The sequence below is a fragment of the Planococcus sp. 1R117A genome, from assembly GCF_051417975.1.
In the GTDB taxonomy this organism is placed as follows: Bacteria; Bacillota; Bacilli; order Bacillales_A; family Planococcaceae; genus Planococcus; species Planococcus shenhongbingii.
The window spans coordinates 151759-177440 of sequence record NZ_JBPRLO010000004.1 but is presented as its reverse complement, the minus strand read 5'-3'; the positions used below and the strand labels follow the sequence as shown (position 1 = coordinate 177440).

Below are 25682 nucleotides of genomic sequence, written 5' to 3'. Positions count from 1 at the left end.
ACACTGCTTTAAATAGCATGCATGCCGCCGTCCACAATCACTACATCTCCGGTTACATAATCTGAAGCTTTTGAAGCTAAAAACAAGGCCGCCCCTTTCAGGTCTTCTTCCGTGCCAAAACGACGCAATGGCGTCTGATCGAGCAATCGGTCGCCGCCTTGTTCAATCAGCGCTTTCGACATTTTTGTCGGGAAAAATCCTGGTGCTAATGCATTGACGTTTATATTGAACTGGCCCCACTTAGCCGCTAAATCCTTTGTGAAAGTGATGACAGCTCCTTTGCTGGTATTGTAGCCAATAGTATCCATCAAGCGCGGATCGATTCCACCAAGGCCGGCTACAGACGCAATGTTGATGATCTTGCCGCTTTTTTGCCGGATCATAGTTTCTCCCACTTCACGGCTCATGAGAAATGTACCGGTTACGTTGACTTCCATAACCTTATGCCAGGCATCCAGCGGCATATCGAGGACAGGAGCTCCCCATGTAGCCCCGGAATTATTGACTAAAATATCGATTGTGCCAAACTCCTCCAGCGTTTTTTGGACTACTCTTTTAACGTCTTCGGGATTTGTAACATCACAGGCAAGCGCAAGAGATTTAACGCCTTTCCGCTTCAACTGTTCACTGATTTCTTCGCAAGCGTCTAATTTTCTTGAGCATACGACTACATTTGCGCCTGCCTCTGCAAAACCTTCCGCGATTTGTGCTCCCAGTCCCCGGCCGCCTCCTGTTACAATTGCAGTCTTGCCTTCCAATTTGAAAAGATCCAGTACGTTCATTCCATCATTCCCCCATCCATTTCTTTAGCTGATGCACTACTAACCAGTTGGTATGTTCAGAATACTTAAACTTATGTTAACGCTTTCATTTTCAGAATGCAAGATGCGGAAACAATGATTTTGTTCATAAAAAATAACCGATAGACTGGCTCTTCACCAATCCCCCGGTTTCTCGATCATTATTTATCCTTCGATTCTTCATTTTTCTGGTCGTCTTGCTGCTCTGCAGCTTTATCGGCCTTTTTAAAATCGTCTTGCAAATGGACTTCTTGTGCCGCTTTCACGTTTAATTACTTATCCGCCAGCTTTTCATGCGGCTGTTTTTCCTCTGCCATCGTTACCGCTCCTTCCTGGTTTTAAAGAATATTTATGTTTCCCCATTCACGAAAAGACTAAACCCCGCTTTCACTCCGGCAAAAACGATTGAATTTGAGTTAAATCCACATTGCCTCCAGATAAAACAATGGCAATTTTTTTGCCGTGAACTCCCAATTTTCCTGCCAGCACAGCAGCGACTGCGGCAGCACCCGAAGGTTCAACCAATTGCTTCGTCCGCTCCAGCATGAATTGAAAAGCTTCTCTGATTTCTTCCTCCGTGACTAACACCAGATCGTCCAGATATTCCTGCAAAATAGGAAACGTCAACTGTCCGGGTTGTGAAGTGCGCAAACCATCTGCAATTGTCGATGTTCCGGAAATGGCAGTGATGTGTTTGTTCGCCAGTGACAGGTATGTATCGTTGGCGGTATCCGGCTCAACCCCGATGACCCGGATATCCGGATTAATTCCTTTTACGGCAAGCAAGATTCCACTGATTAATCCACCGCCGCCAACTGGAACGACAATGATATCGAGATCCGCTACTTGCTCAAGCAGTTCGAGGCCAACCGTTCCTTGTCCGGCGATTACATGGGGATGATCATATGGTGGAATATAGACGCCCTTGTTTTCTTCTGCCAGTTGCTTGGCTTTCGGAATCCGTTCAGCCGAAGTCAGTCCGCAGTAAACAACTTTTCCGTTATACCCTTCAATCGCCGCCACTTTTGCCCGGTTCGCGTCTTCCGGCACCACAATGGTGGCCGTTACTCCAAGGTGATCGGCAATGTAAGCCACTGCTTGTCCATGATTTCCGGAAGAAGCCGCTGTAATGAATTCCGCCCCTTCTTTGACAGCTTGCCTCACGGCATTCGCAGCTCCTCGTATTTTGAATGAGCCTGTTTTTTGCAGATGCTCCGATTTTAAATAGATTTGGTTTCCAGTCCGTCCATTCAAAAGACCAGACGTTAAGACAGGCGTTTGGTGGACCATTCCCACAATCTCATTTCGCGCTCTTTTAACATCATTTAGGTTTACCATATAGTTCCCCTCCTTATAATGCCCCATTTTATCACAGCCACCACGAGTAGTAAGACTTTTCAGTTTTCAAAGACGTGCAGCACGGGTACAAATAAAGGAAAGAGTGAGGTAGAATGATAAGCTAAGCATTCTGCTTGGAAGGAGGATTATTAATGCTGAAACGTTTGGTCATTACCGGATATAAACAACATGAACTTGGAATTTTCGACGATAAGCACCCCGGCGTCCAATACATCAAAAAGGCGCTTGAAAATCGCTTGCGTGTTCTGCTGGATGAAGGTTTGGAATGGGTCATTATAAGCGGCCAACTTGGGATAGAAACATGGGCAGCAGAAGTCGTTTTGGATTTGCAGGAAGAATTCCCTGAATTAAAATATGCAGTACTCACGCCTTTTCTTGACCAGGAAAAGAAATGGAATGAAGCGAAGCAGGAAAAATACCAGATGATTCTTGAAAATGCAGATTTCCATCGCAGCTTGACCAACCGCCCATACGAAGCGCCGTGGCAATTTATCGAGAAAAACAAGTTTTTCTTGCGCAATTCAGACGGCATTCTGATTGTGTATGATGAAGAAATGGACGGCTCTCCTAAATATACTAAAAAAGAAGCTGAGCTTTACGCTGAAAAGAATGACTATGAAGTCATGACAATTACTGCCGATGACTTGCGGGTAGTGACCGAAGAAGAGCAGATGAACGAATGGGACTGAAGAAACTCTTCTTTCAGGAACTTCTGCGCTTTCCGGCAATTAGTTGACCCAGACAATTATTTTCGGTAACCTTATGAACTATGCCTTATAAAAACCTGAAGGAGGAATTATGAAGAAAGCTTCGAAAGTATTTTACATCACGTTTGCTTTAGTTATTTTGACTGTCGCCTTTGGCGTCATAGCACCTGAAACCTTTGAAAAAGCGACTGGCAGCATCCGCAGTTTCATCGATACAAGCTTTGGCTGGTATTACTTGATGTTAATGGGAGTAATTCTGATTTTAGTCTTTGTTATCATCATCAGCCCTTACGGAAAAATTCGTCTAGGAAAAGACACGGACCGTCCGGAATTCTCGACAATCTCCTGGGTCTCCATGCTGTTCTCTGCAGGTATGGGAATCGGGCTTGTATTTTATGGCGCTTCCGAGCCGCTCAGCCATTTCGCGGTGCAGCCTGCCACCGCTGAACCTGGAACCGATGAGGCTTTTAAAGAATCTCTTCAGCGCACTTACTATCATTGGGGAATCCATGTTTGGGCGATGTACGGAATCGTTGCATTGGCACTAGCCTTTTTCCAGTTCCGCAAAGGAGAACCTGCGTTAATTTCATCAACACTGAAGCCGATTTTCGGTAAGAAAATGGAAGGGCCTTTAGGAACACTTGTTGACGTGCTTGCTGTTTTTGCTACCGTCTTTGGTGTTGCAACTTCACTCGGCTTTGGCGCTGCTCAAATTAACGGCGGACTCGCCTATCTTTTCGGCGTGCCACAAGGGCCACAGGCTCAGTTCATCATCATATTGGCAGTGACTGTTCTATTTATCATGTCAGCTTGGTCCGGCTTAAATAAGGGCATCAAGTATTTATCCAACACCAATATGGTACTCGCTGTTATTCTTCTCATACTGGTCATCGTTCTTGGACCAACTCTGCTGATTTTGAATATGTTCACTGAAACATTTGGCAACTATATACAAAACTTAATCAGCCTAAGTTTCCAATCAGCACCGCTGGATGCAGAAAACCGCTCATGGCTGAATATGTGGACTATTTTCTATTGGGCTTGGTGGATTTCATGGGCACCATTTGTCAGCATGTTCATTGCCCGTATTTCCAAAGGAAGGACCATCCGTGAATTCCTGGTTGGCGTTGTATTGACACCAACCATTTTCGGAGCTTTCTGGTTCTCTGTCTTTGGCACGACGGCAATCGATATTCAAAAAAGCGGAGTTGATCTGACTGTGTTCCCAACTGAACAAACCTTGTTTGCGATGTTCAGCGAAATGCCGCTCGGCTTTATCATGTCAATTTTCGCCATCCTTTTGGTTAGTACGTTCTTTATCACGTCAGCCGATTCGGCAACATTTGTTCTTGGCATGCAATCGACAAATGGCTCACTTTTGCCAAGCAATCAGATTAAAATTCTCTGGGGCATCGCACAGTCTCTTGTTGCAGCTATCCTATTGTCTGTCGGCGGTTTAACTGCTGTTCAAAATACGATAATTGCGGCAGCTCTGCCTTTCTCATTTGTGATAATCTTGATGATTTTCTCCTTATTCAAAGCTTTGAATGAAGAAGTCAAGCACAGCAAACCCGCAAAAAAGTAATAGCAATTCCCCTCTGGTTTCATTGCCGGAGGGGCTTTTTTGTGCATAAATACTGGCAGGATGGGTATAGAGAGAATAATTAAAATATTTTGGAGGTGTCTGAAAAATGGATGGAAACATTAAATCAGCTGGTCCCGGAACAGAAAACCCAACCGGTGTAGAAGAAATCGAAGGGCAGACGCGGGCGATTATCCAGAGCTCGTTGAATGCATTACTCGACAGCAAAACTTTCTTGCCGGAACTCAAAGACAGAATGCGGACACAGGCCTTCACCTCGATGAGCGCGATCCTTTCGACTCCGAACAAAATACATAAATCATTCCTTCGTATTCCGCTGGATGATGGCAGTGTGGTTCGGATTCCTTCTTTCCGTGTTCAGCATAATGACGCACTGGGGCCTTATAAAGGCGGCATCCGGTTCCATGAAAGCGTAAACGAAGAAGAAGTCGTCAATCTGGCTTTTTTGATGACTTTAAAAAATGCGCTTCACAATGTCCCATTCGGTGGAGGCAAAGGCGGCATCATCCTGAATCCGAGGCATTATTCGGAAAAGGAACTTAATCTGATTTGCCGCAAATACGTCCGGTATTTTTCAGATGTCATCGGCCCGGACAAAGATATTCCTGCACCGGATGTAGGTTCCGGGGAACGTGAAATGGACTGGATGATGGCTGAATACAAGAAAATCAAGCATGGTTCTCCTTATCTTGGCAGTTTTACTGGAAAAAGTGTCGCTAACGGCGGATCGTTAGGGCGAAGAGAAGCCACCGGCAAGGGAGTTTACTTTACTTTCCGCTATTTGTTTTCCGACTACGTAAGGGATCACGCGGAAGAATTGGCAGCATCGGACAACCCTTTCGCTGCTACTGCCCTTGCTCACGCAAATCGGCAGCTTAAAGTGGCGGTTCAAGGATTTGGTAATGTAGGCTCCATTGCAGCATTGGAAGCTTATAGCAGCGCAGAAATTGATAACCAGGTTGTCGCAGTCAGTGACCGCAATGTCACACTTTACAACGAGGACGGCTTAGACATTCCTGCCTTGATTGCCTTTGCTAACACGAATCGCGGAGATTTGCCGTCTACAGTGGACCAAATAGCTCAAGCCGGGGTAACCGCAACCCTTAAAGGCCGGGATGAGCTTCTGACATTGCCGGTTGATGTCTTGATTCTCGCCGCTTTGGAAAATCAGATCCACGAGGGGAATATGCGGGACATCCATGCACGCATTATTGTGGAAGGCGCGAATGCCCCTACTACTCAAGAAGCAGATGAATACTTGAGTGACCAGGGCGTCATTATCGTTCCGGATATTCTCGCCAATGCGGGCGGCGTTATCGTATCTTACTTGGAATGGCTGCAAGGCCGTGAAACCCAGTTCTATACCGAAGAAGAAGTATTCCGCCTGCTTCTGGCAAAAATGAAGTCGACGATGGATATCATTTTGCCGCAGTTTTTCGGAGACCCATTCCCGCTCCGGCAAAATTGCTTTATCCATTCCGTCATGAGGCTGACAACTGTCTTATATCGCCAAGGAAAACTGTATTAAACGAAAAAACGCTGAAGCCTTAATCGGCTTCAACGTTTTTTATTTTTCGCTGTTTCTCCGTTCATGGGAAATGGAATAAGCGGCTCTTCGGAAATTGAGGATTTGGTCTTCTGAACATTCTATTCCTTCTGTCACAACGGTCGGATCAAATTTCAGTGAATCGGCACGCTCTGCCAGCTGAGTAAGGGTCAATTGGCCGATAGTGACCTTGCGCCGGTCTTTTGGCCAGGCGATCGTCGGATCATCCGTTGGATCGCCTTCTTCTCCCAGCACGATATTCAACCGGAAACTGACAGGTTCTTTCTGCAAGCGGTCTTCAATTTCCCATTCATAATAGCCAAAAGGCAATGAGCCAGCATCCTTAGGCGATAAAGTTTCCATTCCTGCATCCGGTTCCCATTCATACTTGATCGGAATGCGTTTACCTTCTCGATTAATAAAGTAAAAAGCATGGATTGAATGATAGCGGCCTGTCGCAAAACTGGCAGGCGCATGCATTTTCTTAATCACTTTGATGGCAGCTCGGCTTTCCGGGTATTGAATCAGCAGCTTCGCCAATTCACGAAGACGCGGCTTTCCTTTTTTGAACGATGTCACAATACCCAAAATCTTAGTAAACGCTTCCGGTGTTTTGGCAAAAAAGATCGGAGAATTGACGCCTACAATATTGGTTATCTCTCCTTCAGGCAGTTGAAATTGCACGGCGAGCCCTTTTACTGGCGACATGATATCTGTCCAAGTAGGATCCGGCGAACTATGAGAAAATCGTGCAACGGCTTTTATCTCTCCGCCTTGAAGATGTGGAGCTGTCGTATACTCTTTTGCAAGGCCATTTGCTGAAAATACCGCTTCGTATATCACACCTCTCGCATGAGCCCGCCGGTACTCAGGATGTTCACCAAATACTTTTTCAATCCGGTCCACTGCCACTCCAGCTAATTGTTGTTTTTCCATTTTCTCACCTCTTAACCTATGCTATACCCCATTGATCTGTAAATATCCATCAGAAGGCTTCTGTTATTGCAGTAAGAAACTGATAAACAAAATATCCGGAAAAGCCAATCAATACGGCTCCTGCAATGACAGAAAACCCTTTAATCATGGACCGGCTCATTACTTTCCTAGTAGTGGCCACAATAGTCAATAACCCTATATCGTGCAATAAAATGCCTGTTAAAACACCTGTTGCGATCATTATAAAATTGCTTGGCTCTGCTGCATCATACGAGTTAGTGAGTACCGCTCCAAACACACTTAACCAAAATACGATGTTGCCCGGGGATATGGCCACAAGAAATCCATTGCGATAAGAAGAGCTTAACGATTTCGCAGACTTCTCACCTGCTAACGCAATGTCGCTATCGGCGTTTTTAATTGAACCCCAACCTATTAAAAATAAAAACACAGCGCCGATGAGCCACATCGGTATTTGAATAAAAGGAAGCTGCAGAAGAGAGGCTAATCCAAAGTACAAAGCGACGATTAAAACAAAATCAACAGTGAGGCCGCCCAATCCAACTACCCAACCATGCATGAATCCATTTTTCAGGCCTTGTTTTGTCATTTCTACTGTAATTGCTCCTACTGGCATTGCAATAGCCAGCCCCGCAATAACATATGTAAAAAATAACGCCATCAACTTCACTCCTTCAGCCAAAATTCAATCTTTTTTTATATTATCATAAAATATCAAACAATTTATAATCATTCTATTAACTTAATAATTATTAATATCTCTTTCATTTCCATAGCAATTCTGCATTAAGATTATATTTGACTTGCAAAGGACTCTGCGAACAGCTCCTTCTATCATAAAGATAAAAAAAATAGAAGGAAGAGAGGTTGCCGGTTTGAACTGAGCACCTTCTCTTCCTTTGTATTCAAAAAATCATTAGCTTGGCTCAACATGGACATGCACCTCGATGACATCATGTTCCTTCATCAGTACATTTTCTACATTTTCCGAAATATCGTGGGCCGCCCCTATCCCCAATTTGGAATTAACCAATATGATGACATCCACTACAGGGTTGTTTCCATACTTCCGTGCTTTTATGCTTTTAATTCCTTTTACACCGGATACCGTGTAGACGGTTTCTTTATATATTTCCAACTGGTCTTCATCAAATCCGTCTGTTAAATCATGCGAAGCCTGCCTGAAAATATCCCAGCCGGTTTTACATATCAGCACTCCTACGGCCAAAGCCGCGACTGGATCTAACCAAGGCAATCCGAGCTGAGAACCAAGAATCCCGATTACGGCTCCGATACTGACCCATGCATCGGATAAATTATCTTTCGCCGCAGCCATCACGGATTGGCTTTGGATTTTCAAAGCCAGTTTTTTATTATATCTATATACTAAGTACATAATGACAGCGCTAAATAGCCCGATCCAGGCTGCAATTGGATCCGGCTCTTCCACTTGTCGGAAAAATGCGGACAAAGTGGCACCGTACAGCACTTGAAGTCCTACTGCTACCATGACAAAAGCTGCTATTAAAGAAGCAACGGGTTCCGCTTTCCAATGGCCATAACGATGTTCTTTGTCCGGAGGGCGCTGGGAAATCTTTAAACCAACGAGAACAGCTACTGAAGCAACAATATCAGTAGTATTGTTCAGTCCATCTGCTTTCAATGCTTCAGAACCTGCTAGATGGCCAACCGTTAATTTTAATGCCGCTAAGAAGAGATATACAATAATGCTTAGACGGGCTCCCCGCTCACCCATTTTTAAATCAAGGTATTTTTGCTCCACATGCTATCCCTCCAACATCATTCCTAAAACAGCATACCAGAGGGCTATTGAGTGGGTCTACAGCAATCTTCTTTCCCGAGTTAATGAAAATAGTTCTCCTAAAATAATGTTTCCTCTGGGAAACAGCTTAAAGATTTCGACTATATCATTAACTATCCAGATACTTGTCTTGTTGAATTTTTAACGCAAATAACAATAAAAAAACCGCAGGAAAGCTGCGGCTTTAATGTTTCTTCTATTTAATAGAAATCTTTTCGTATTCCTCATTGATGTTATCCATCGTTTGGGATAGTTGCTCTCCCCACTGATCATTGGCCTCATTAAATACAACAGTGATTCAATCACGTAGTCGATCCGCTTATTTTATCGGTTCCACAACTGGAAATTACTACAGCAGAAATCAATAAAAGTAAAAGCAATTTGAATTTCATTTATAACATCTTTTCTCTTTACGGACTGGCCATGAAATTGTTCAAATATATCATCTGCCCATTTCCCCCCTCCACGCTACTGGTGGTCCGCCCATAACCACCAGCCAAAAGTCGCTGCAATGCCCGCCAAACTCGTTCCTAAGACAACCAGCAAACTGCCGAACGGCAAAACCGGCTCATCCCCTGCCACTCCACTATACAAAGCCGGCACAGCCCAAGGAAAATAATGGCCATAGCCGATTGCTGCAATAATTTGAGCCACCACCACCATAAAAATGACGAAACCGAGTGGAGCCAGATATCCTCTTCCATAGCATGCAAAAAAAGCTGCAGGTGTACTTAACGCTATAGTCAGAAGGGTGGTAATAAGCAGAACGTATAAGCCGTTGCCTAGGATATCAGCAGACCATCCAGGAAGCCCAATAACAAAGCCGATTAAAATACCCAGAATTATTACATGCCCACTTAATAATAGAGCGGCGATAAAAACAGCTAAAAATTTCGCACTTACAATGATTGAGCGGTGGTATGGAAGAGCCAATAAATCTTTTAAGGTCCGGTCTGCATACTCTCTTCCGAATATCCAACTGGTGACAAAACCAAAGACCAGAATGCCTCCAACAGCAATGATTTGCGCCAACATACTGAAGTAAGCCGGCCAATTCGCTTCACCCAGAATTTGAGCTTTTTCCCCTACCAACCCCGAACGTTCCGCAAGTTCAGGGTTTTTCAAAATGAACATAAAAAATCCACCCATTAAAGGAGCAACAGTAAAAGCCGCCAAAGTAATCCAAATCATTTTCGACTTGCGTACCTTCAGATTCTCAATCCAGAATGCTGTAAGTAAATTATTCACTGCCTCCCTCTCCTTTTTTGCCAATCGCCCTTAAGAAATAGGACTCCAGATTCTCTTCCTCCACCACTAATCGAGTTGGGGGACATCCTTTATTGACGAGCAAACGAGCGATATTGTCGGGATTTTGAATAGCGGATTGGTCATTGCTTTCGATTAATCCTTCTTCGTTCAGGAAGCAGTTGGTTCCCGCTTCCGACAAAGCCGATATAGCTAATTTTTTATGCCGGGAGTCGAGCAATAGACGCTGTTTCAAAAGCCGGCTTAGTCGGGATGATTCCACTTCCTGAAGCAGGCAGCCTTCATGGATAATACCGATTTTGGTAGCTATTTTTGCCACTTCACCAAGCAGATGGCTTGAGATGAAAATCGTCTTATTCTCATTCACGGCTAAATGCTGAAGCAGTTCCCGCACTTCGACTATGCCTGCCGGATCTAGTCCGTTGACCGGCTCATCCAGAATTAAGATAGCGGGATTGTGCAAAAGGGCTTTAGCAATTCCGAGACGCTGGGCATTGCCTAACGAAAGGTGTTTTGCTTTCTTGTCTGCATATGCCGCTAATTTCAGGTGGTCCATTACCCGCAAAATTGCCATAGGGTCGGATATCCTGCGAAGCCGGCAAAATATATCCAAATTTTCTTTGACGGTCAGTTCTGGATAAGCATACGGCGTTTCCACCATATATCCCACTTTTTCCCACAAACTGAAATTCGACAATTTAACTTGCTGCCCATTGAGAAAACAGCGCCCATGTGTCGGCCGGATTAATCCAAGCAGCATTCGGATAGTTGTCGTCTTTCCTGATCCATTCAGCCCGATAAAGCCGTAAATTTCCCCTTCGGCTACTTCCAAAGAAACATTGTCCACTGCTCTGATTTTTTGATAATGTTTTGATAAATGCTCCGTTTGAATAATTTTCTTCATAAGCCACCTCTTTCATCATTCAAAAACCTGAAATTCTCCTGTTTGAATTGAGGGCTTTATGCACACATTATGATCTTATTAACAAGAAAATTCAATTTATCATTTGCTGATCCGCCGCAGATTGAATATCTTGTATAAAAACGGGAATACAGAAAAGGAACTTTAAAATCAAAGGAGGCAGCTGCATGGATATCAAACATGAAAACGATCGATTCGTGGTAATGGAAGACTCAGAGGAACTTGGGTTTATCTCCTATGTTGCAAACGGGGATGTATTGACCGTGAACCATACCGAAGTTTCACCTCAACTGGAAGGCCAAGGTGTAGGAAAAAAACTGGTAGAGCGGGTTGTCCAGTATGCCCGTGAAGAAGGCAAAACCATCGATGCCCAATGCCCGTTTACCAGCGCCGTTATTGAAAAAAATTCAGAATTCCAGGACGTCCTGGCAAAATAATTCGAGCATCCGCGAAAGCGGGTGTTTTTATTTTGCCCGCCGCCCTGTTTCAGACGGCTCAGTGCGGGAACAATAGGAATAAGCAATTGAAGAGAAAGGGGGTTTTTAAGTGGAACAGTCACTTGAAGAGGCAGTGAAAATACACGCTCGTCCCTTTGATCCAAATGAAGATTTGTCTCCGATTATCGAAGCGATCGGAGACGCAAAAATTGTCATGCTTGGTGAAGCAAGCCACGGGACGTCGGAATTCTATACGGTCCGAGCCGAGCTATCCAAACGCTTGATCCAGGAAAAAGGTTTTTCGATTATCGCCGTAGAGGGAGACTGGCCATCAGCCCAGCAAGTAAACCGCTATATTAAAGGCTATGGGAATACTGGAAAAACTCCCCATGAAGTCTTGCAGGCTTTTACCCGCTGGCCGACCTGGATGTGGGCCAACGAAGAAATCGCCGATTTTATCGACTGGTTAAAGGAGCATAATGCACAAAGCGCCCACAAAACTGGATTTTATGGAATCGACATTTACAGCTTATGGGAATCTATGGACGAAGTTGTCCATTACTTGACCCATACCAATCCCGCTGGCGGGGACTTAGAGCTGGCCAAAAAAGCATTTTCCTGTTTTGAACCATTCAACCGTGAACCGGAAGGCTATGCCATTTCATCTGCTAATTTCTCAACCGTTTGCATCGATGAAGTCACTAAGCTGCTGTCTTCCATCCGAGCCAACGAAGAACATTATAGGGATAAGCAAGAAAGCGATTTGAATCTGGAAATCAATGCATTGGTCACAAAAAACGCGGAGGATTATTACCGGGCAATGGTAAAGAGCGGTGAAGTTTCCTGGAATATCCGCGATGAACATATGGTGGAAGCGATCAATGAAGTCCGTGATTACCATGGAAAAGACGCCAAAATCATTATCTGGGAACATAATACGCATATCGGAGATGCCCGGGCAACGGATATGAGAAATGACGGCATGCTCAATGTCGGGCAGGTTCTCCGTGAACAAAACCGGCCGGAAGATGTTTTCGCAGTAGGGTTTGGCACTTATGAAGGGACCGTAATCGCATCGGAAGCGTGGGGTGTTCCCTATAAGGTGATGGATGTTCCGCCTGCCCGCCTCAATTCCTGGGAAGAAATTCTGCACCGCACCGGAGCTCACAATAAATACCTCATTTTTGATGCCAACAACTTTTCATTGTTTGATCGATGGACAGGCCACCGGGCTATCGGAGTGGTCTACAACCCTAAATACGAAGCACGCGGCAATTATGTGCCCTCAAGAATTCCCAGCCGCTATGACGCTTTTATATTCATTGACCAGACTAAGGCGTTGACTCCTTTAGAAGTTAGAAACCCTATTCTTTAAATAAAAATTGATGAAATCAATAGCATAGCAATACACGAAAGGAGACCAAATAGCGATGAAAAAACCTATGGTTCTCTTATTGTTTGCTGCAGCCGCCATTCTATTGATACTATTTAATTTTCAAAACGACATAGGAACCTTCTGGGACAACCTGCTGAAAGAAAGTGAGCAATCCGAAGAGGCAATTCCGGCAGTAGACCAGAAAGTCCAGGCAGAAGAAGAAGCCTCGCTTGAGAAAATGTTTGAAGCGGAAAAAGAAGTGGTCATCCATATAGAAGGCATGGAAGAGAAAGTGAAAATGCAGTTGAACAAAGGAAAAAATGAAGACTATGTGATTTACATCGATGAAGAGCGCTACAAAATGATTAAAGGCGAAGCCGATGAACCGGATGTCATTATTACAAAAGAACCGCTCCCTGACCAATATCCGGAAGTGTTGATGACAATCGAACAAGTGCCAGAAATAGAACCTGACACTCTGGTTGATCAAATTGAAGCTGGTTTAAAAGAAGAGTTTCCGGATCTCCGGGAAGTCGAACAAGTGACTGAACCGGTGGAAGGCTATCAGCTTCATGGCATTGCAAACGGAGGACAGAAATGGGATGATCCGGTCGTCCATGTATATGTCATCAGCAATGGCCAATCCGGCAGTTTCGTCATTACGGAACGTTACTTCCTTGAAGCTGCAGAAGGGCATGGTGCCCGCTTCTACGCTACGCTGCAGGAATTCCATATTATTAAACCTGAATAAGTCAAAAAGGATGGCCTGGAACTGTGTCCCGGCCATACTTTTTTTGTTTATTAAATTTCGCTATCTGTATTATGGATGGAATACAGGTAATTCCAGCTATCCGACTTATATAAAGCATGGAAAGTCAATTTGTTTCCTGTTCCTAAGGTCACCATATCCTGTTCAATAGCCACGACCATTGCCGTCGAACCATTGTCTAAGTTCAAGTAAACGTCCCCGATAGAAGGTTTAATCGCATTTTCTTCTCTCAGCTTCTCTTCCAGCCGGGCATCTTCTTCTAACTGAGCCGGCGAAACTTTTGACTTGTCCAGATAAGTGATATCATTACTTCCTTCTTCTTCTCCCGGAACCATTACGAAAAACTCTTTGGCTTTCACTGTGTTTTGGCGAGTTGTCACGACATCCCGGCCTTCTACAGATTCTACTTTTTCAAACTCGTTCAGTGAATAATGATCCATATAATCCGGATCAGGCTTTACAATAAGGATATAGCCGCCTGGCTCTGCCGGAATATCGCCCCGGAGTGTGTACCTGGCTCCTAAGAACAGGAAAGAATCCAGATGCTTTGGTTTGTAATAAGTGATATCTTCCGCTTTGCTTGCGACTTGCTCCATGTCCTTTATCCGGAACATCAATACAGATTGCCTTGCTAACGGCTTCACTGAGTAGACTTTATGCAGTTCATTATTAAAATAAACAAGCTGTCCCTTTCTCACTTGAAGTAATTTCATTTTTTAGCCTCCGATACTATCATTGCTTCTGGCTTCATTCTAGAGGAAAAAACAAGAGAAGTCCATGCATCCACTCGAATTGTCTCGTTCAATGTGGTATAACGGGAAAAGAAACCTGTAAAGGAAGTGCCCGCATGGAATATGAAAGCCGTGATGAATATATTATCAAAAAGTACCAGCAAGATGAGAATACCATGATCCAGCTTTTCGTCCACTGGTGCATCAACCACCAATTGGACCCTCTTTCGCTCTATACACGCGCTTATCCCTATCAGGAAAAAAACGAAGCGCTCTTAAAGGCAGCAGAAGAAGCGGCAGCTGAACCTGAAGAAATTGAAATTAGTACTGGCACTTTGCTGGAAATTTTGCAGATGTTCGGCAATGACGACCTCGCTTTTGTGGTATCAGAAGAAATTGAAAAAAGTAAAGATTGAGTGCAACAGACACCCATCTTTACTTTTTTCTTTTCCGAAGCTCTTTCGCTTTGATTTCAATATAACTGGTGCGCAAGTTTTCATAACGGTTGGACGCTACATTGCTGTAAATTTTATCGAACTTCGAGTCATCTTCAACGGGTTCAGTTGCTTCTGTTTCGGTTTCTTCGGGTTTCAATTGCTCTTCTTTCCGCTCTTTTTCCATACTCCATCTCCTCTTCCCTTTTGTACTAGTATTTTCATTAAATTTCCCCTTAAGCTTGCAGTCTTAAACGCCAATAAAAATGGACATCACTGATCATTCGTGATGTCCATATTATTTTATGCAGTTACTTTTGCGCCTTTTAATTGTTTGCCTAGGAATTTCGCCAATTCCAGCATGCCATACGTTCCATAAGCCGCTTCGGCATCGGAATTATAATTGGTATTCGTGTTTACATCATAAGTGAAAACTTCACCGTCCGCATTGCGAATAAATTCAATCCCTGCCACTGCGATATGGTTTTGGCGAAGAAATTCTTCGTATTTCAAGATGATCGAATCATCAAATCCTTTAACCACTTGGAATTTCGGTTTTTCTTCCACTTGTTCACCGACCGGGCAGAACAAGTCATCAATGCGGCAAGCATCTGCTGGGCAAAGTTCAAAGCCTTCAGAAGTATCGACCTGCACTGCATAGACGAATTTTCCGCCGACAAATTCGCAGCGCGTGATAAACGGTTCCGGCGCTTGAATATACTGTTGGACCAGCGTAATGCCATCGATTGATGGTTCAAAACCACCGCCGTTTAAGTATTCATGCAAAGCTTCCATGGAATGGAATAATTGCACGCCCAGCCCTTTTCCAGCGCGATTGTGTTTGATGATGAAAGACGATTCATCCAGTTTTTCCGCTGCTTTCACGATTTGTTCCTTGCCGTTGGCTGCAATCGTTTTAGGCGTGCGGATGCCTGCAGCATTCAAAGCCATATACTGGTTCACTTTACTGACTTCAAGGCGCAGCGCACGGCTGCCGTTAAAGACTTTTCGGCCATGATGCTCCAGCCAGACAAGCAGCGATTCCGCAAGTTCCGGTGCGTAGCGATGACCTCTGGTATGGGAAGAAGCACTCATTCGGCTATAGAACACACCTTCCGGCGGAGCTTCGTTCAAGTCAACAAGCCCTTCGTTGATAAACCAGTTTTCATATGGCAATTCCAATTCATCCAGACGTTTGAAAAGGTGGGTTGTCCATTCTTCGTTTTCATGAATTACATATATTTTTTCAGTCATTTGGGTTCCTCCTAGTTGGAAAGTGTTTCGATGGTTTTGCGTTTTTCTTCCACCAGCGGCATCACTTTTTGTGAAAAGCGTTCCATCTCTTCCAGTTGCGGCGAGAATTGCAGCAGCAATAAATCCAGTCCAGCTTCTTCATAAGCAAGAATGCGGTCTGCAATCTGCTCTGGCGTGCCAATCAAATCCGGGCGCAACCCGCGATTTGAAACCGAATAGTCCTCCAGTTTCACTTGCTGTTCCAATTGCGATTTTGAGACAAAGTCATTGTAGCCAACATAGCCGCTGGCATCTTTCATATCCACGATGCGGGCATATTCCGCCTTCACTTCTTCTTCCGTATCACGGCACACGATATAAGCGGCCATGCCGAAAGATTGCAGCGGAGCTTTTCCGGCTTCTTTGCGCAGCTTCTTCATGTCTTCGATTTTCGTTTTGATTTCTTCGACGGTGCCGCCATGCATAACATAAGCATCACACGATTCCACAATCGACTTTTTGCCTCGAGGGCTTTCCCCTCCTGCATATAAAATCGGGTTGGGCTTTTGGACCGGTTTTGGTTCTAAGCGGGCGTTCTGGATATCGTAATACTTTCCTTTAAACGAAAATTCCTTTTCAGACCACATGCCTTTGACGACCTGCAGGAATTCGTCTGTCCGGTCATAGCGCTCATCATGCTCTGTAAACTCACCGCCGTATTGGCGCGCTTCTTCTGCCCACCAAGCGGAAACGACATTGAGAGTAAAGCGGCCATTGGAAATTTGGTCAATGTTAGCGGCCATTTTTGCAGTAACAGCGGGATTATGGAAGGCGGGGCGAATTGCCGTCATGATTTCGATTTTTTCTGTTACAGCAGCGAGTGCCGCAGCAGTAGACCAAGCTTCAAGCGAATCGGCTTCCATTCCTTTTATATCATTCAAGTTCAGTTCAGCGATCAATGTGGTATCGTACCCCCACTTTTCAGCTGACTGCACCACTTGTTTTGCATAATCAAATGTTGCCGGCATCTTCTCATCTTCTACATTGCGCAGCCATCCACCGAAAATCGGCAGCCAAAAGCCATATCTCATCTTGATTCGCTCCCTTTATCTTTGAAGTTCTAATCCTTGAAACTTTCAATTTATTCAAAAGAACTTCTTGATTATACTATAAACCCAGGTATTCTTACCAGTAAACTAGGTTATAAAATTTCACTCTCTTAAGACGGTAATATAGGCTTTTTTTCGGCTGCTCATTAATCTTTTATGCACTTTCTTATCACTATTTTGAAAACGATTCCGGCATTACGACTGCTTTTACTTCGCCTGTTGCGCAAAGCGTTTCATCGGCGAATACTTGTACCGCCACTTTAAATTTCTTTGGATGTATTTCTTCCACCGTGCCGATTGTTTTTAAAACTACCCCTTCAGGAGTCGGTTTTAAAAAATCCACATGTAAAGAAGCGGTCACAAAACGCGGCGGTTCTTCTCCGCTTCCAGGTTCAAAACCATTTTTCCGGTGCAAGGCAAGCGCAGCTGAACCGGTTCCATGGCAATCAATCAGGGAAGCAATCAACCCTCCGTAAACAAATCCCGGTATCGCTTTATGGGCAGAATCCGGCTTGTATAACGTAACCGTTTTTTCTCCGTCCCACCTTGTCCGGAAATGATGCCCTTCTTTGTTTAGACGGCCGCAGCCGTAGCACCAGGCAAATTCTTCCGGATAATCGTCTTGTATAGCATTCATGATTGCTTCATTCATTTGAGTCCCTCTTTTCTATGTATTTATTGATTTTACTCATCTTTTTTTAGTTTATCACATTGTTTTATGAATATAAAAATTATTCAGATTTCAAATTCTGCTTAGCCGATTTAAAAATAAAAAGGAAAAAGCATGATCCTTTTCATCAGATCATGCTTTTCCTTTTTCTGTCCCTCAATAAACCACAGAGGGATTTCGCACGCGGAAAATTTTTATTCAATTCCTTCTACAACTTGTTGATGCTCTGACGAATTTTTAACTCTCGCCAATGCAATTTGTTGCGCTAACTGTCATTTGCCATTAAGGCTGGTGCTTCGCATATACATCTCAGCGAATTTTTGTTTCTGCAGTTAGACGTTTAGGTGCACTTCCACAAAAAACTTACTTTTTTTACTGATTTGATACACTTCTTTCGGAGAGAAACCATCGGTACTATCGGTCTCTGACAAGAGTAACTATCGCCAGTAAAGCAAAATTTTCCGCCAAGGCTGTGCAATTCATCGTTTGGATGCGTTCATAAACTTACTTCGTTTATACGCGTTTCCCTACGTTAGTTCCGCCTTGTACTATATATATTCCACATCCTTTTATTCTTAAACCTGTTTTTTAAGAATTTTTAAATTTATTTTTAATTTTTTTTACTTTTTCTGTACCGAACTATATACTGGATATTAGTTCGATAACCGTAATAAAAAGGAGAGATACAATGGCTAAAAGTTTACCGCTGCGTTCAGAAGTGCCTGTAGAAGAGACGTGGAATTTGGAGAGCTTGTTTGCATCTGATCAAGCTTTCAATACAGCTTTGGACAGCCTGGAGCAGGAATCTGCTGCGTTTCAGGAACAGCATAAAGGAAATATCCAAAATACAGCGTCGGTCATTGAAGTGCTGACAGCTTATTTAGCGCTTTTGGAGAAACTGGTTCCCATTAGTACGTATGCAAGTTTGGCTTTAAGTACTGACCAGACAAACGACGTCGCACAAATGCGTTCCAGCAAATACAGCTCAGTCGCTGCAAAGATCAGCAGCCGTTTGTCGTTTGTCACAAGCGAACTTTTGGAGCAGCCGGAAGAAACACTGAAAGCTGCCATGGAGCAATCAGCTGATTTCGAAGTTTACCTGAAAAAGCTGATCCGCAAAAAACCTCATCAGCTGCATCCGGAAGTGGAAAAAACATTGGCCGCCTATTCTTCTACATTCAGTGCGCCTTATGGTTTGTATAACACCACTAAAATGGTCGATATGGCTTTTGAAGATTTTGAAGTGAACGGCAAACGCTACCCGCTCAGCTATGTATCTTTTGAAGGAGATTGGGAAGCGGAACCTGATGCGGAACTTCGCCGGACAGCCTTTACTGCTTTTTCGAATAAATTAAAAGAGTATCAGCATACGACAGCGAAGACTTATGATATGCAGCTGCAGATGGAGAAAACAACTTCTGATCTGCGCGGCTATGAAACGATTTTCGATTATTTATTGTTCAATCAGGAAGTGGATCGCTCGCTGTACAACCGCCAAATCGACTTGATTATGGAAGAACTGGCTCCACATATGCGGAAGTATGCGAAATTGCTGCAGAAAGCACATGGCCTTGAGAAAATGACATTTGCTGATTTGAAAATTTCCCTCGATCCTTCCTATGAACCGGAAATCACGGTGGATGAATCCAAGAAATACATTAACGAAGCACTTGGCATTATGGGAGAAGATTACCTGGAAATGGTGGAACGCTCATATTCAGAACGCTGGATCGATTTTGCTCAAAACACCGGGAAGTCCACCGGAGCGTTTTGTTCAAGCCCCTACGGCAACCACCCGTATATCCTGATTTCTTGGACCGGACGCATGAATGAAGTGTTTGTATTGGCTCATGAACTTGGCCATGCCGGGCATTTCTATAACGCCAACCGCGAACAAAATCTATTTAACGCACGCCCTTCCCTTTACTTTATCGAAGCGCCATCGACGATGAATGAGATGCTGGTGGCAAACCACCTGCTCCAGAATTCCGAAGATCCGAAATTCAAGCGCTGGGTGATTTCATCCATCGTAGCCCGAACGTATTACCATAACTTTGTCACGCATTTGCTGGAAGCCGCTTATCAGCGGAAAGTATATGAACGCATCGATGCAGGCCAAAGCGTCAATGCCGGTGTCTTGAATGCCATCAAGCGGGGTGTTCTGGAAGAGTTCTGGGGAGACGCAGTGGAAATTACGCCAGGCGCCGAACTGACTTGGATGCGCCAGCCCCATTACTATATGGGCCTATATCCATACACTTACAGCGCAGGGCTTACGATTTCCACACAAGTTTCAAAGCGGATTTTGAACGAAGGACAGCCTGCGGTTGACGAGTGGCTTGAGGTATTGAAAGCCGGAGGCACAAAAACGCCAGCCGAACTTTCAAAAATGGCGGGAGTCGACATCACCACCGAAGAGCCTTTGCGCGATACGATTGCCTATATCGGTAAATTGATCGATGAACTGGTTGTTTTAACAGAAGAAATTGAAGAAGTAAAAAAATAAAAAAAATGGAGGAGCACCGTCTGGGGCTCCTCCATTTTTTTATTTAGCGCGATCTTTTTCTCCAAAGCAGATACTGTTCTACAGCAATCGCAGCTAATGTCCCTGTAATGAGTCCGTTCGAAAATGTGGCGGCAACTACCGCTGGCAGCTCGGCTACACTTTCCGGCGGTAAAAACATGAAGCCTACTCCAATCATTAAGCCAAAAGCAGAGACTTTATAAGCTTGCTGGCTGTCACTTTCTTCTGACAGTTCATCAAAAGCCATTTCCACCATTTTTGTAAAGATGGCAAAAATCACTGCATAAGCGACCGGTGCCGGAAGTGCCGCCAGCAGCGTCATCAAATTCGGAAACAGGCTGATGAAAGCAACAATCAATCCACCTATGATAAACGGCTTTAAGGAAGGGTTCCGGGTTGCACTGACAAAGCCTGCGGCGCCTGAAATTGGTACTGGCCCAATTGCAGAGAACACCCCGGCCAGCATATGATTGATGCCGGATGCTACAGAAGCCTGCTTAACGCGGTCTTCCTGCTCAATGGAAAATGTATTTTTCAGCACCATTTCCATTACCCGTACGGATGCCATCATATTGGCAATGAGCAGGATGGTGAGAAACAGCGCAGTAACGAACATGCCGCTGTCCCAAATGAGCGGACCGAACACGAGCATTTCTGGAAACGCCACTACCGCATTCGATGTAAAAGTAATTTCCTTTGTTTTACCTAACAATCCAAAGATCAGCCAGCCTGCTGTAATTGCGAGCAGAATTGAGTAGCGGTTGACCCAGGCAATTTTGTGTCCCATCAGAAAAAATGTGATGCCTACGACTGCGATGCCTCCAAGCAAAACTAGCAGATCCACCGGCTGTCCTTCCTCAACTATGCCAAGCAAACCGCTTATAATGGATTCGCTCAATTGCAAAACAAGCAGCACCAAGTAAACAAATGTGATGGTTGGCGTGAGCAGGGATTTCATCTTCCTTACCACTCCGGTATAAGCGAAAATGATGAACAACAAACCGCTGTAAAGCAATCCGCTTTGCAGCGCTTGCAATGACGTCTCCATGGAAGGGTACATGACGCCAACCAGCCCGGCATAAATAACGAATATCCCCCACCATAATCCCGCTGGTCCTTCATTAATGGGCATTCTGTGCCCAAGCCATGCTTGTACCAGACAAGCAATGCCAAGGATAAAAATCGTCCGCTGGACAAATAAAGCGGTATCTCCGCTGTCCATTCCAAATACATTAGCGATGGCGATCGGAGCTGCAATAGACGAAGCCAAAAGAAACACCGCCCATTGTACTCCCCCAAATAAATTTTTCATCATCTCATTGCTCCAATTCCTGCTGTCTGCTATTTCATTTCAGTATACCCACTTTTTTCTCCATTAAAAAGAAGCCCTGATCGACTCAGGACTTCTTATCGCGTTCACTATTATTTTTTCCAGCAGAAATTTTGCGTTCTTCCGGTAATTCAATCTGGTTTTCCTGTTCACTGACAGCGTCGCTATTTTTATGATAAACAACAGGATACCCTTTTTCCTCCAGCTGTTTCACTTGTTTTCGAGATGCTCTTACTAAAAGCCATACGATTAGAATCGATAAGAGAAAAATAATGACTACTGAGATAATCCCAGGAATGTATTCTGATTTATCTTCAGGAAAATATAAAAAATCCATCGCTTTGTTTCCCGCCTTTATATGTTGAAGTTTCTCTTCATTATACAGGAAAGCAAATTCTACTTTAGAAAGGAACGTGAACATTTAGTGGCGAACTTTTGGCAACTCGCGTAACTATCCGGACATAACTTGCCAGGTGCCCTTTAAGGAAACGGACAGGCGTGCAGAGAGCGACTGCTCTGCCGTAAGAGAACCGGCTGCATCACATGCCTTCCTGTTAAAATTTCAGGATACTTTTCTGATCCTTGCAATGCTCCTGATATCAAAACTATAAGCTTCCGTTGTTCCCAGCATTTCACTTCATCCGTTAAACTCCAACATAAAAACCGGCTGCCTTCCGGAAAATTTCTCTTCCTTAAAGCAACCGGTTTGTTCAAAGTTCTTTAGTTGGACTCTGATACAACCGTAAATCGTTTGTTTATGTGTTTAGGATTTTCAATTTCATCCACTAATGCAATCGCATAGTCCGGATAGCTGACATAGCTTTTGCCTTTTTTGTTGACCATAATGCTGTCTTCACCAATTTGGTAATGGCCTGTACGCTTGCCTTCGGCATCAAAAAATGCAGCAGGGCTTAAGAAAGTCCAGCGAATTCCTTCAGCCTCTTCCAGATCGGCCAAGTTTTGCCCTTGGTTTGATGCAATCGCTTTAAAAGCATCCGGGAATTCCGGTGTTTCAATTAAACGGGTAGTTCTCGCTTCATCCACGAATAAGCTTCCGGCCCCGCCAACTACGATTAATCTTGTTTCCGGTGCGTCTTTCAGCGCCTGAATTAACTTTCTTCCTGCTTCTACATGCTGTTCCGCTTTTTCAGGCGGTACACCAAAAGCATTCACGACCACGTCAAACTGTTTTAAATCTTCAGCTGTCAGACTGAATACATCTTTTTCCAGATAAGCAATAGCCGCGTCTTCCATTTTCGAAGCATCTCTGACTATTGCTGTCACTTCATGTCCTCTTGAAACCGCCTCTTTTAAAATGAGGCCCCCTGCTTTTCCTGATGCACCGATAATTCCGATTTTCATCCTATTCGCCTCCATTGTTATAGTTGATCTACCGCTTCTTTTAATAATTCAAATGAACGCTTTCTCTTTTCCTGATCGTAAATATAAGAAACTGCCATCAATTCGTTGATTTGCAGCTCTTCAACAAATGGCCGCAGCTGGCGGCTAATTGTCTCGCGGTCGCCTATAAATGTATATTGTGACATACTGCGCGCTATGTTTTCTTCATACAGGCTCCATTTGCCGTCCATTGTATCAACCGGCGGCTGAAGAAGGTTTTTCGTACCTCTCACCACATTCAAATAAAACAATTGGCTGGAAGTCGATAGTATTTCCGCTTCTTTGTTCGTTTCTCCCGCTACCACATTCACGCAAACAATGACATAAGGTTCTGCCAAGTATTCAGAAGGCTGGAATTGACTGCGGTAAATCTGAATGGCTTGTTTTAGCTGCTGCGGCGCAAAATGGGCTGCAAAAGCATAAGGCAGACCGAGGCGTGCAGCAAGCTGCGCACTGGAAGTACTGGAGCCAAGAATAAAGATCGGCACTTCCGTTCCAACTCCAGGATAAGCATGGACCATGCCTTGGTGCTCAATCGGCTTCAAGTAATTCTGCAGTTCCACTACATCCTGCGGAAAGGCATAGGCTGTCTCTTGAGTGGTTCTGCGCAAGGCATGAGCCGTTTGCATATCCGTCCCCGGCGCGCGGCCAAGGCCTAGATTGACGCGATTCGGATACATCGTTTCCAATGTCCCGAATTGTTCCGCCACAACAAGCGGTGTATGGTTCGGCAGCATAATTCCTCCGGATCCTACTTGAATTGAGTTTGTATGATCCAGTACTTTGGAAATTAAAATCGATGTTGCGGAACTTGCAAGTGTCGGCGAGTTATGGTGTTCTGACAGCCAAAACCGGTGATACCCAAGTTTCTCGACATGCTGTGCCAAGCTGACCATATCTTCAAGTGCATTTTTTGCCGTTTGTCCTTCTGAAATGGCCACTAAATCCAGAACAGATACTGGCAATGTATTTATATTTTGGTCCATCAAATAACTTCCTTTCCATTAAAACTGCTATTTAACCATAGAACCAAAATATATTGAATACAAACTATCTGCTCGCCTTGTCGGTAATGCCAAAGTTTACTGAATCATTGAATTCAGGCAGGAGCACTCCGTTCACCTGCCAAAACCCTTCAGATGAAGAAAGCACATTAAAGCCATGACATCCTTCAAAACTCTTCTTTAATTAATTGTTCCCCGGTTTTTCATTGAAAACACATGAAAGAATTTCTATTGCCGGCTTTAATTTAAATTTCGCTGGAATAGCCAATCTTCGCAAATTGCACTTTTCCCGTATATGAAGTTTGAGCGGCTTCAAGAATCTCTCGGATATCGCCATATTGCGGCAGATGCGTCAGCCATAATTCTTTAACTCCAGCCTGCTCAGCAAGCTGCCCGGCTTGGCTTCCGCTCAGATGCCCTTTGATGATGCCCACATATTTTTCATATAAATTTGCTTCTGATATCAGCAAATCCGCATCTTTAGAAAAGGCAACCAACTCATCTTTCCATTCCGTATCTGCTGTGAAAACGACTGATTTTCCTTCTGCTGAAAACTTTAGTGCTAGACAATAAACAGGATGGATTGTTTCGCAAAAAGACACTTCCCACGGTCCAATCTGCACCTTTTGGGAAACGTCAATCACTTGCCCTTCTGTCACACCTTTATAAGATAAACTCTGAAACATTTCTGGGTCCCGGTCATGGCCATAAATTGGAAATGGCGTCTTCCACTCCTTTAATTGCATTCCAACCATGGCCGCATGCTGCAGCACCCCGATATCGGCAATATGGTCAGGATGGTAATGGCTGATGACCGCTGCATCCAAATCCCGCAGTTCCGTATAATTCTGAACGGCAGCCAAAACTCCGCTGCCGCAGTCTACAAGGCAGCGGAACCCGTCGTGTTCAAGCAAGAAAGAAGAAGTAGCCTCGTTTTTATTCGGATAACCTCCCCAAATGCCGATTGTTGTGATTTTCAAAAGAATCGCTCCTTTGCTGTTGTTTCTTTAGTATAACGGATTTGAAGACTATTCATCTTGTTTAATTCAAGCACCTTAGTGGTATGTATAGTAGTGAGATTAAATTTAACTAAAAAATCTGGAGGGATTATTTTGACAGTTAAAATGACCGTAGAAAATGCATTGCAAGCAAAAGCAGAAATTGAAAAATTAGAAGCCCAGGGCTTTACACACGATGATATTTATGTTTTTGCCCACGATAAACGCCGAGAAGCGGATATTGCTGATGCTCTAGATACTGAAAAAGTCGGCATGGTAGAACAAGGATTCTTAAATAACTTGAAAAATATGACGGTATCACGCGGTGATCAATTACGTGCCGAAATGGCAGCGGCTGGCTTAACCAAAGAAGAAGCCGAAGAGTATGAAGAAGAACTCGACAAAGGCAAGCTTGTTATCATTGCCAATAAAAATGCTTAATGTTTCTTAAAAAACCACCTTTCTTTTTGAAAGGTGGTTTTTTTGTGGGCATTAAAGGTTATATTAAAATAACTCGGCAACTACTGCCTTGATTTTTATTTCACCTAACTTAAACCGCTATATCCTCTGGAATCACAATTCCATATCTATAGTTGTATTGCATTATAAAAGCGTTTTCATTTTATACCTTATTCTATATTGTCACACTCAATAAATTTTGTTATATTTGAATAAGGTTAATTTT

At 43.9% G+C, this 25682-nt stretch carries 26 protein-coding genes; 9 read left to right on the top strand and 17 right to left on the bottom strand.

The window, feature by feature from the left end:
* Positions 1-8: 8 nt before the first annotated feature.
* Positions 9-782 carry an SDR family oxidoreductase gene (locus tag ACSFXN_RS13645; RefSeq protein ID WP_437150650.1) on the bottom strand — a complete coding sequence of 258 codons (774 nt, stop codon included), beginning with the start codon at positions 780-782 and terminating at the stop codon, positions 9-11.
* 405 nt (positions 783-1187) lie between these two features.
* Complete coding sequence (locus ACSFXN_RS13640; protein WP_437150649.1) at positions 1188-2138, bottom strand: threonine/serine dehydratase; 951 nt, start codon at positions 2136-2138, stop codon at positions 1188-1190.
* Positions 2139-2290: 152 nt separating this feature from the next.
* Between ACSFXN_RS13640 and ACSFXN_RS13635 the strand changes: the two genes are divergently transcribed.
* The 3 genes from ACSFXN_RS13635 to ACSFXN_RS13625 all read left to right on the top strand — a co-directional run bounded on the left by ACSFXN_RS13635 (position 2291) and on the right by ACSFXN_RS13625 (position 5997).
* Complete coding sequence (locus tag ACSFXN_RS13635; RefSeq protein WP_437150648.1) at positions 2291-2848, top strand: SLOG family protein; 558 nt, start codon at positions 2291-2293, stop codon at positions 2846-2848.
* A 109-nt stretch (positions 2849-2957) separates the two neighbouring features.
* On the top strand, positions 2958-4451 hold the full coding sequence (locus tag ACSFXN_RS13630) for a glycine betaine uptake BCCT transporter (protein WP_437150647.1): 1494 nt from the start codon (positions 2958-2960) through the stop codon (positions 4449-4451).
* 166 nt (positions 4452-4617) lie between these two features.
* Entirely contained in the window at positions 4618-5997 is a 1380-nt protein-coding gene (locus tag ACSFXN_RS13625) for a Glu/Leu/Phe/Val family dehydrogenase (RefSeq protein WP_437150826.1), read from the top strand.
* Between the two features lie 39 nt (positions 5998-6036).
* Here ACSFXN_RS13625 and ACSFXN_RS13620 read toward each other — a convergent pair whose 3' ends face one another.
* The 5 genes from ACSFXN_RS13620 to ACSFXN_RS13600 form a co-directional block, all read right to left on the bottom strand.
* Positions 6037-6951: a catalase family peroxidase gene (locus ACSFXN_RS13620; protein ID WP_437150646.1), complete on the bottom strand. Its 915-nt coding sequence runs from the start codon at positions 6949-6951 to the stop codon at positions 6037-6039.
* Positions 6952-7000: 49 nt separating this feature from the next.
* Positions 7001-7633, bottom strand: coding sequence for a LysE family translocator (locus ACSFXN_RS13615; protein WP_437150645.1), 633 nt, complete (start codon positions 7631-7633; stop codon positions 7001-7003).
* 255 nt (positions 7634-7888) lie between these two features.
* Positions 7889-8728: a cation diffusion facilitator family transporter gene (locus ACSFXN_RS13610; RefSeq protein WP_437150825.1), complete on the bottom strand. Its 840-nt coding sequence runs from the start codon at positions 8726-8728 to the stop codon at positions 7889-7891.
* 534 nt (positions 8729-9262) lie between these two features.
* Positions 9263-10042: an ABC transporter permease gene (locus tag ACSFXN_RS13605; protein WP_437150644.1), complete on the bottom strand. Its 780-nt coding sequence runs from the start codon at positions 10040-10042 to the stop codon at positions 9263-9265.
* Positions 10035-10964, bottom strand: a complete 930-nt coding sequence (locus ACSFXN_RS13600) for an ABC transporter ATP-binding protein (RefSeq protein WP_437150643.1) — start codon at positions 10962-10964, stop codon at positions 10035-10037. The genes ACSFXN_RS13605 and ACSFXN_RS13600 overlap by 8 nt, the downstream gene beginning before the upstream one ends.
* 185 nt (positions 10965-11149) lie before the next feature.
* Here ACSFXN_RS13600 and ACSFXN_RS13595 point away from each other — a divergent pair, with 185 nt between their 5' ends.
* The 3 genes from ACSFXN_RS13595 (at position 11150) to ACSFXN_RS13585 (ending at position 13545) form a co-directional block, all read left to right on the top strand.
* Positions 11150-11419 carry a GNAT family N-acetyltransferase gene (locus ACSFXN_RS13595; RefSeq protein ID WP_437150642.1) on the top strand — a complete coding sequence of 90 codons (270 nt, stop codon included), beginning with the start codon at positions 11150-11152 and terminating at the stop codon, positions 11417-11419.
* Positions 11420-11528: 109 nt separating this feature from the next.
* Positions 11529-12794: an erythromycin esterase family protein gene (locus ACSFXN_RS13590; protein WP_437150641.1), complete on the top strand. Its 1266-nt coding sequence runs from the start codon at positions 11529-11531 to the stop codon at positions 12792-12794.
* Between the two features lie 55 nt (positions 12795-12849).
* Positions 12850-13545, top strand: coding sequence for a hypothetical protein (locus tag ACSFXN_RS13585; protein WP_437150640.1), 696 nt, complete (start codon positions 12850-12852; stop codon positions 13543-13545).
* A gap of 50 nt (positions 13546-13595) precedes the next feature.
* On the opposite strand, the gene ACSFXN_RS13580 is transcribed toward ACSFXN_RS13585, so the two are convergent.
* A complete protein-coding gene (locus tag ACSFXN_RS13580) occupies positions 13596-14276 on the bottom strand; it encodes a hypothetical protein (protein ID WP_437150639.1) in 681 nt (226 codons plus the stop codon).
* Between the two features lie 134 nt (positions 14277-14410).
* Here ACSFXN_RS13580 and ACSFXN_RS13575 point away from each other — a divergent pair, with 134 nt between their 5' ends.
* Complete coding sequence (locus ACSFXN_RS13575) at positions 14411-14710, top strand: hypothetical protein (protein WP_437150638.1); 300 nt, start codon at positions 14411-14413, stop codon at positions 14708-14710.
* A 19-nt stretch (positions 14711-14729) separates the two neighbouring features.
* Here the strand turns inward: ACSFXN_RS13575 and ACSFXN_RS13570 are convergent, their stop codons facing one another.
* The 4 genes from ACSFXN_RS13570 to ACSFXN_RS13555 all read right to left on the bottom strand — a co-directional run bounded on the left by ACSFXN_RS13570 (position 14730) and on the right by ACSFXN_RS13555 (position 17722).
* A complete protein-coding gene (locus ACSFXN_RS13570; RefSeq protein WP_437150637.1) occupies positions 14730-14915 on the bottom strand; it encodes a hypothetical protein in 186 nt (61 codons plus the stop codon).
* Positions 14916-15031: 116 nt separating this feature from the next.
* A complete protein-coding gene (locus tag ACSFXN_RS13565; RefSeq protein ID WP_437150636.1) occupies positions 15032-15982 on the bottom strand; it encodes an ATP-grasp domain-containing protein in 951 nt (316 codons plus the stop codon).
* A gap of 11 nt (positions 15983-15993) precedes the next feature.
* On the bottom strand, positions 15994-17052 hold the full coding sequence (locus tag ACSFXN_RS13560) for an LLM class flavin-dependent oxidoreductase (protein WP_437150635.1): 1059 nt from the start codon (positions 17050-17052) through the stop codon (positions 15994-15996).
* A 190-nt stretch (positions 17053-17242) separates the two neighbouring features.
* Positions 17243-17722 carry a PaaI family thioesterase gene (locus ACSFXN_RS13555; protein WP_437150634.1) on the bottom strand — a complete coding sequence of 160 codons (480 nt, stop codon included), beginning with the start codon at positions 17720-17722 and terminating at the stop codon, positions 17243-17245.
* Between the two features lie 706 nt (positions 17723-18428).
* On the opposite strand from ACSFXN_RS13555, the gene pepF reads away from it, so the two are divergent.
* Positions 18429-20246, top strand: a complete 1818-nt coding sequence (gene pepF / locus ACSFXN_RS13550) for an oligoendopeptidase F (protein WP_437150633.1) — start codon at positions 18429-18431, stop codon at positions 20244-20246.
* 43 nt (positions 20247-20289) lie between these two features.
* On the opposite strand, the gene ACSFXN_RS13545 is transcribed toward pepF, so the two are convergent.
* The 5 genes from ACSFXN_RS13545 to ACSFXN_RS13525 all read right to left on the bottom strand — a co-directional run bounded on the left by ACSFXN_RS13545 (position 20290) and on the right by ACSFXN_RS13525 (position 24979).
* Positions 20290-21579, bottom strand: coding sequence for a purine/pyrimidine permease (locus tag ACSFXN_RS13545; RefSeq protein WP_437150632.1), 1290 nt, complete (start codon positions 21577-21579; stop codon positions 20290-20292).
* Positions 21580-21661: 82 nt separating this feature from the next.
* Positions 21662-21931: a hypothetical protein gene (locus ACSFXN_RS13540; protein WP_437150631.1), complete on the bottom strand. Its 270-nt coding sequence runs from the start codon at positions 21929-21931 to the stop codon at positions 21662-21664.
* A 383-nt stretch (positions 21932-22314) separates the two neighbouring features.
* Positions 22315-22956 (bottom strand): NAD(P)-dependent oxidoreductase, encoded by a 642-nt coding sequence (locus ACSFXN_RS13535; RefSeq protein ID WP_437150630.1) that lies wholly within the window; start codon positions 22954-22956, stop codon positions 22315-22317.
* A 17-nt stretch (positions 22957-22973) separates the two neighbouring features.
* Positions 22974-23981, bottom strand: a complete 1008-nt coding sequence (locus ACSFXN_RS13530; protein WP_437150629.1) for an LLM class flavin-dependent oxidoreductase — start codon at positions 23979-23981, stop codon at positions 22974-22976.
* A gap of 263 nt (positions 23982-24244) precedes the next feature.
* A complete protein-coding gene (locus tag ACSFXN_RS13525; RefSeq protein WP_437150628.1) occupies positions 24245-24979 on the bottom strand; it encodes an MBL fold metallo-hydrolase in 735 nt (244 codons plus the stop codon).
* 132 nt (positions 24980-25111) lie between these two features.
* Here ACSFXN_RS13525 and ACSFXN_RS13520 point away from each other — a divergent pair, with 132 nt between their 5' ends.
* Positions 25112-25438: a general stress protein gene (locus tag ACSFXN_RS13520; RefSeq protein WP_437150627.1), complete on the top strand. Its 327-nt coding sequence runs from the start codon at positions 25112-25114 to the stop codon at positions 25436-25438.
* Positions 25439-25682: the final 244 nt, after the last annotated feature.

Excerpts from the sequence above, each read along its gene's own strand:
- ACSFXN_RS13530 (WP_437150629.1), bottom strand. The coding sequence starts at position 23,981 with ATGGACCAAAATATAAATACATTGCCAGTATCTGTTCTGGATTTAGTG.
- ACSFXN_RS13620 (WP_437150646.1), bottom strand. The coding sequence starts at position 6,951 with ATGGAAAAACAACAATTAGCTGGAGTGGCAGTGGACCGGATTGAAAAA.
- ACSFXN_RS13640 (WP_437150649.1), bottom strand. The coding sequence starts at position 2,138 with ATGGTAAACCTAAATGATGTTAAAAGAGCGCGAAATGAGATTGTGGGA.
- ACSFXN_RS13595 (WP_437150642.1), top strand. The coding sequence starts at position 11,150 with ATGGATATCAAACATGAAAACGATCGATTCGTGGTAATGGAAGACTCA.
- ACSFXN_RS13585 (WP_437150640.1), top strand. The coding sequence starts at position 12,850 with ATGAAAAAACCTATGGTTCTCTTATTGTTTGCTGCAGCCGCCATTCTA.
- ACSFXN_RS13565 (WP_437150636.1), bottom strand. The coding sequence starts at position 15,982 with ATGACTGAAAAAATATATGTAATTCATGAAAACGAAGAATGGACAACC.
- pepF (WP_437150633.1), top strand. The coding sequence starts at position 18,429 with ATGGCTAAAAGTTTACCGCTGCGTTCAGAAGTGCCTGTAGAAGAGACG.
- ACSFXN_RS13610 (WP_437150825.1), bottom strand. The coding sequence starts at position 8,728 with ATGGGTGAGCGGGGAGCCCGTCTAAGCATTATTGTATATCTCTTCTTA.
- ACSFXN_RS13540 (WP_437150631.1), bottom strand. The coding sequence starts at position 21,931 with ATGGATTTTTTATATTTTCCTGAAGATAAATCAGAATACATTCCTGGG.
- ACSFXN_RS13560 (WP_437150635.1), bottom strand. The coding sequence starts at position 17,052 with ATGAGATATGGCTTTTGGCTGCCGATTTTCGGTGGATGGCTGCGCAAT.
- ACSFXN_RS13645 (WP_437150650.1), bottom strand. The coding sequence starts at position 782 with ATGAACGTACTGGATCTTTTCAAATTGGAAGGCAAGACTGCAATTGTA.
- ACSFXN_RS13570 (WP_437150637.1), bottom strand. The coding sequence starts at position 14,915 with ATGGAAAAAGAGCGGAAAGAAGAGCAATTGAAACCCGAAGAAACCGAA.
- ACSFXN_RS13630 (WP_437150647.1), top strand. The coding sequence starts at position 2,958 with ATGAAGAAAGCTTCGAAAGTATTTTACATCACGTTTGCTTTAGTTATT.
- ACSFXN_RS13555 (WP_437150634.1), bottom strand. The coding sequence starts at position 17,722 with ATGAATGAAGCAATCATGAATGCTATACAAGACGATTATCCGGAAGAA.
- ACSFXN_RS13600 (WP_437150643.1), bottom strand. The coding sequence starts at position 10,964 with ATGAAGAAAATTATTCAAACGGAGCATTTATCAAAACATTATCAAAAA.
- ACSFXN_RS13545 (WP_437150632.1), bottom strand. The coding sequence starts at position 21,579 with ATGATGAAAAATTTATTTGGGGGAGTACAATGGGCGGTGTTTCTTTTG.
- ACSFXN_RS13535 (WP_437150630.1), bottom strand. The coding sequence starts at position 22,956 with ATGAAAATCGGAATTATCGGTGCATCAGGAAAAGCAGGGGGCCTCATT.
- ACSFXN_RS13615 (WP_437150645.1), bottom strand. The coding sequence starts at position 7,633 with ATGGCGTTATTTTTTACATATGTTATTGCGGGGCTGGCTATTGCAATG.
- ACSFXN_RS13635 (WP_437150648.1), top strand. The coding sequence starts at position 2,291 with ATGCTGAAACGTTTGGTCATTACCGGATATAAACAACATGAACTTGGA.
- ACSFXN_RS13580 (WP_437150639.1), bottom strand. The coding sequence starts at position 14,276 with ATGAAATTACTTCAAGTGAGAAAGGGACAGCTTGTTTATTTTAATAAT.
- ACSFXN_RS13575 (WP_437150638.1), top strand. The coding sequence starts at position 14,411 with ATGGAATATGAAAGCCGTGATGAATATATTATCAAAAAGTACCAGCAA.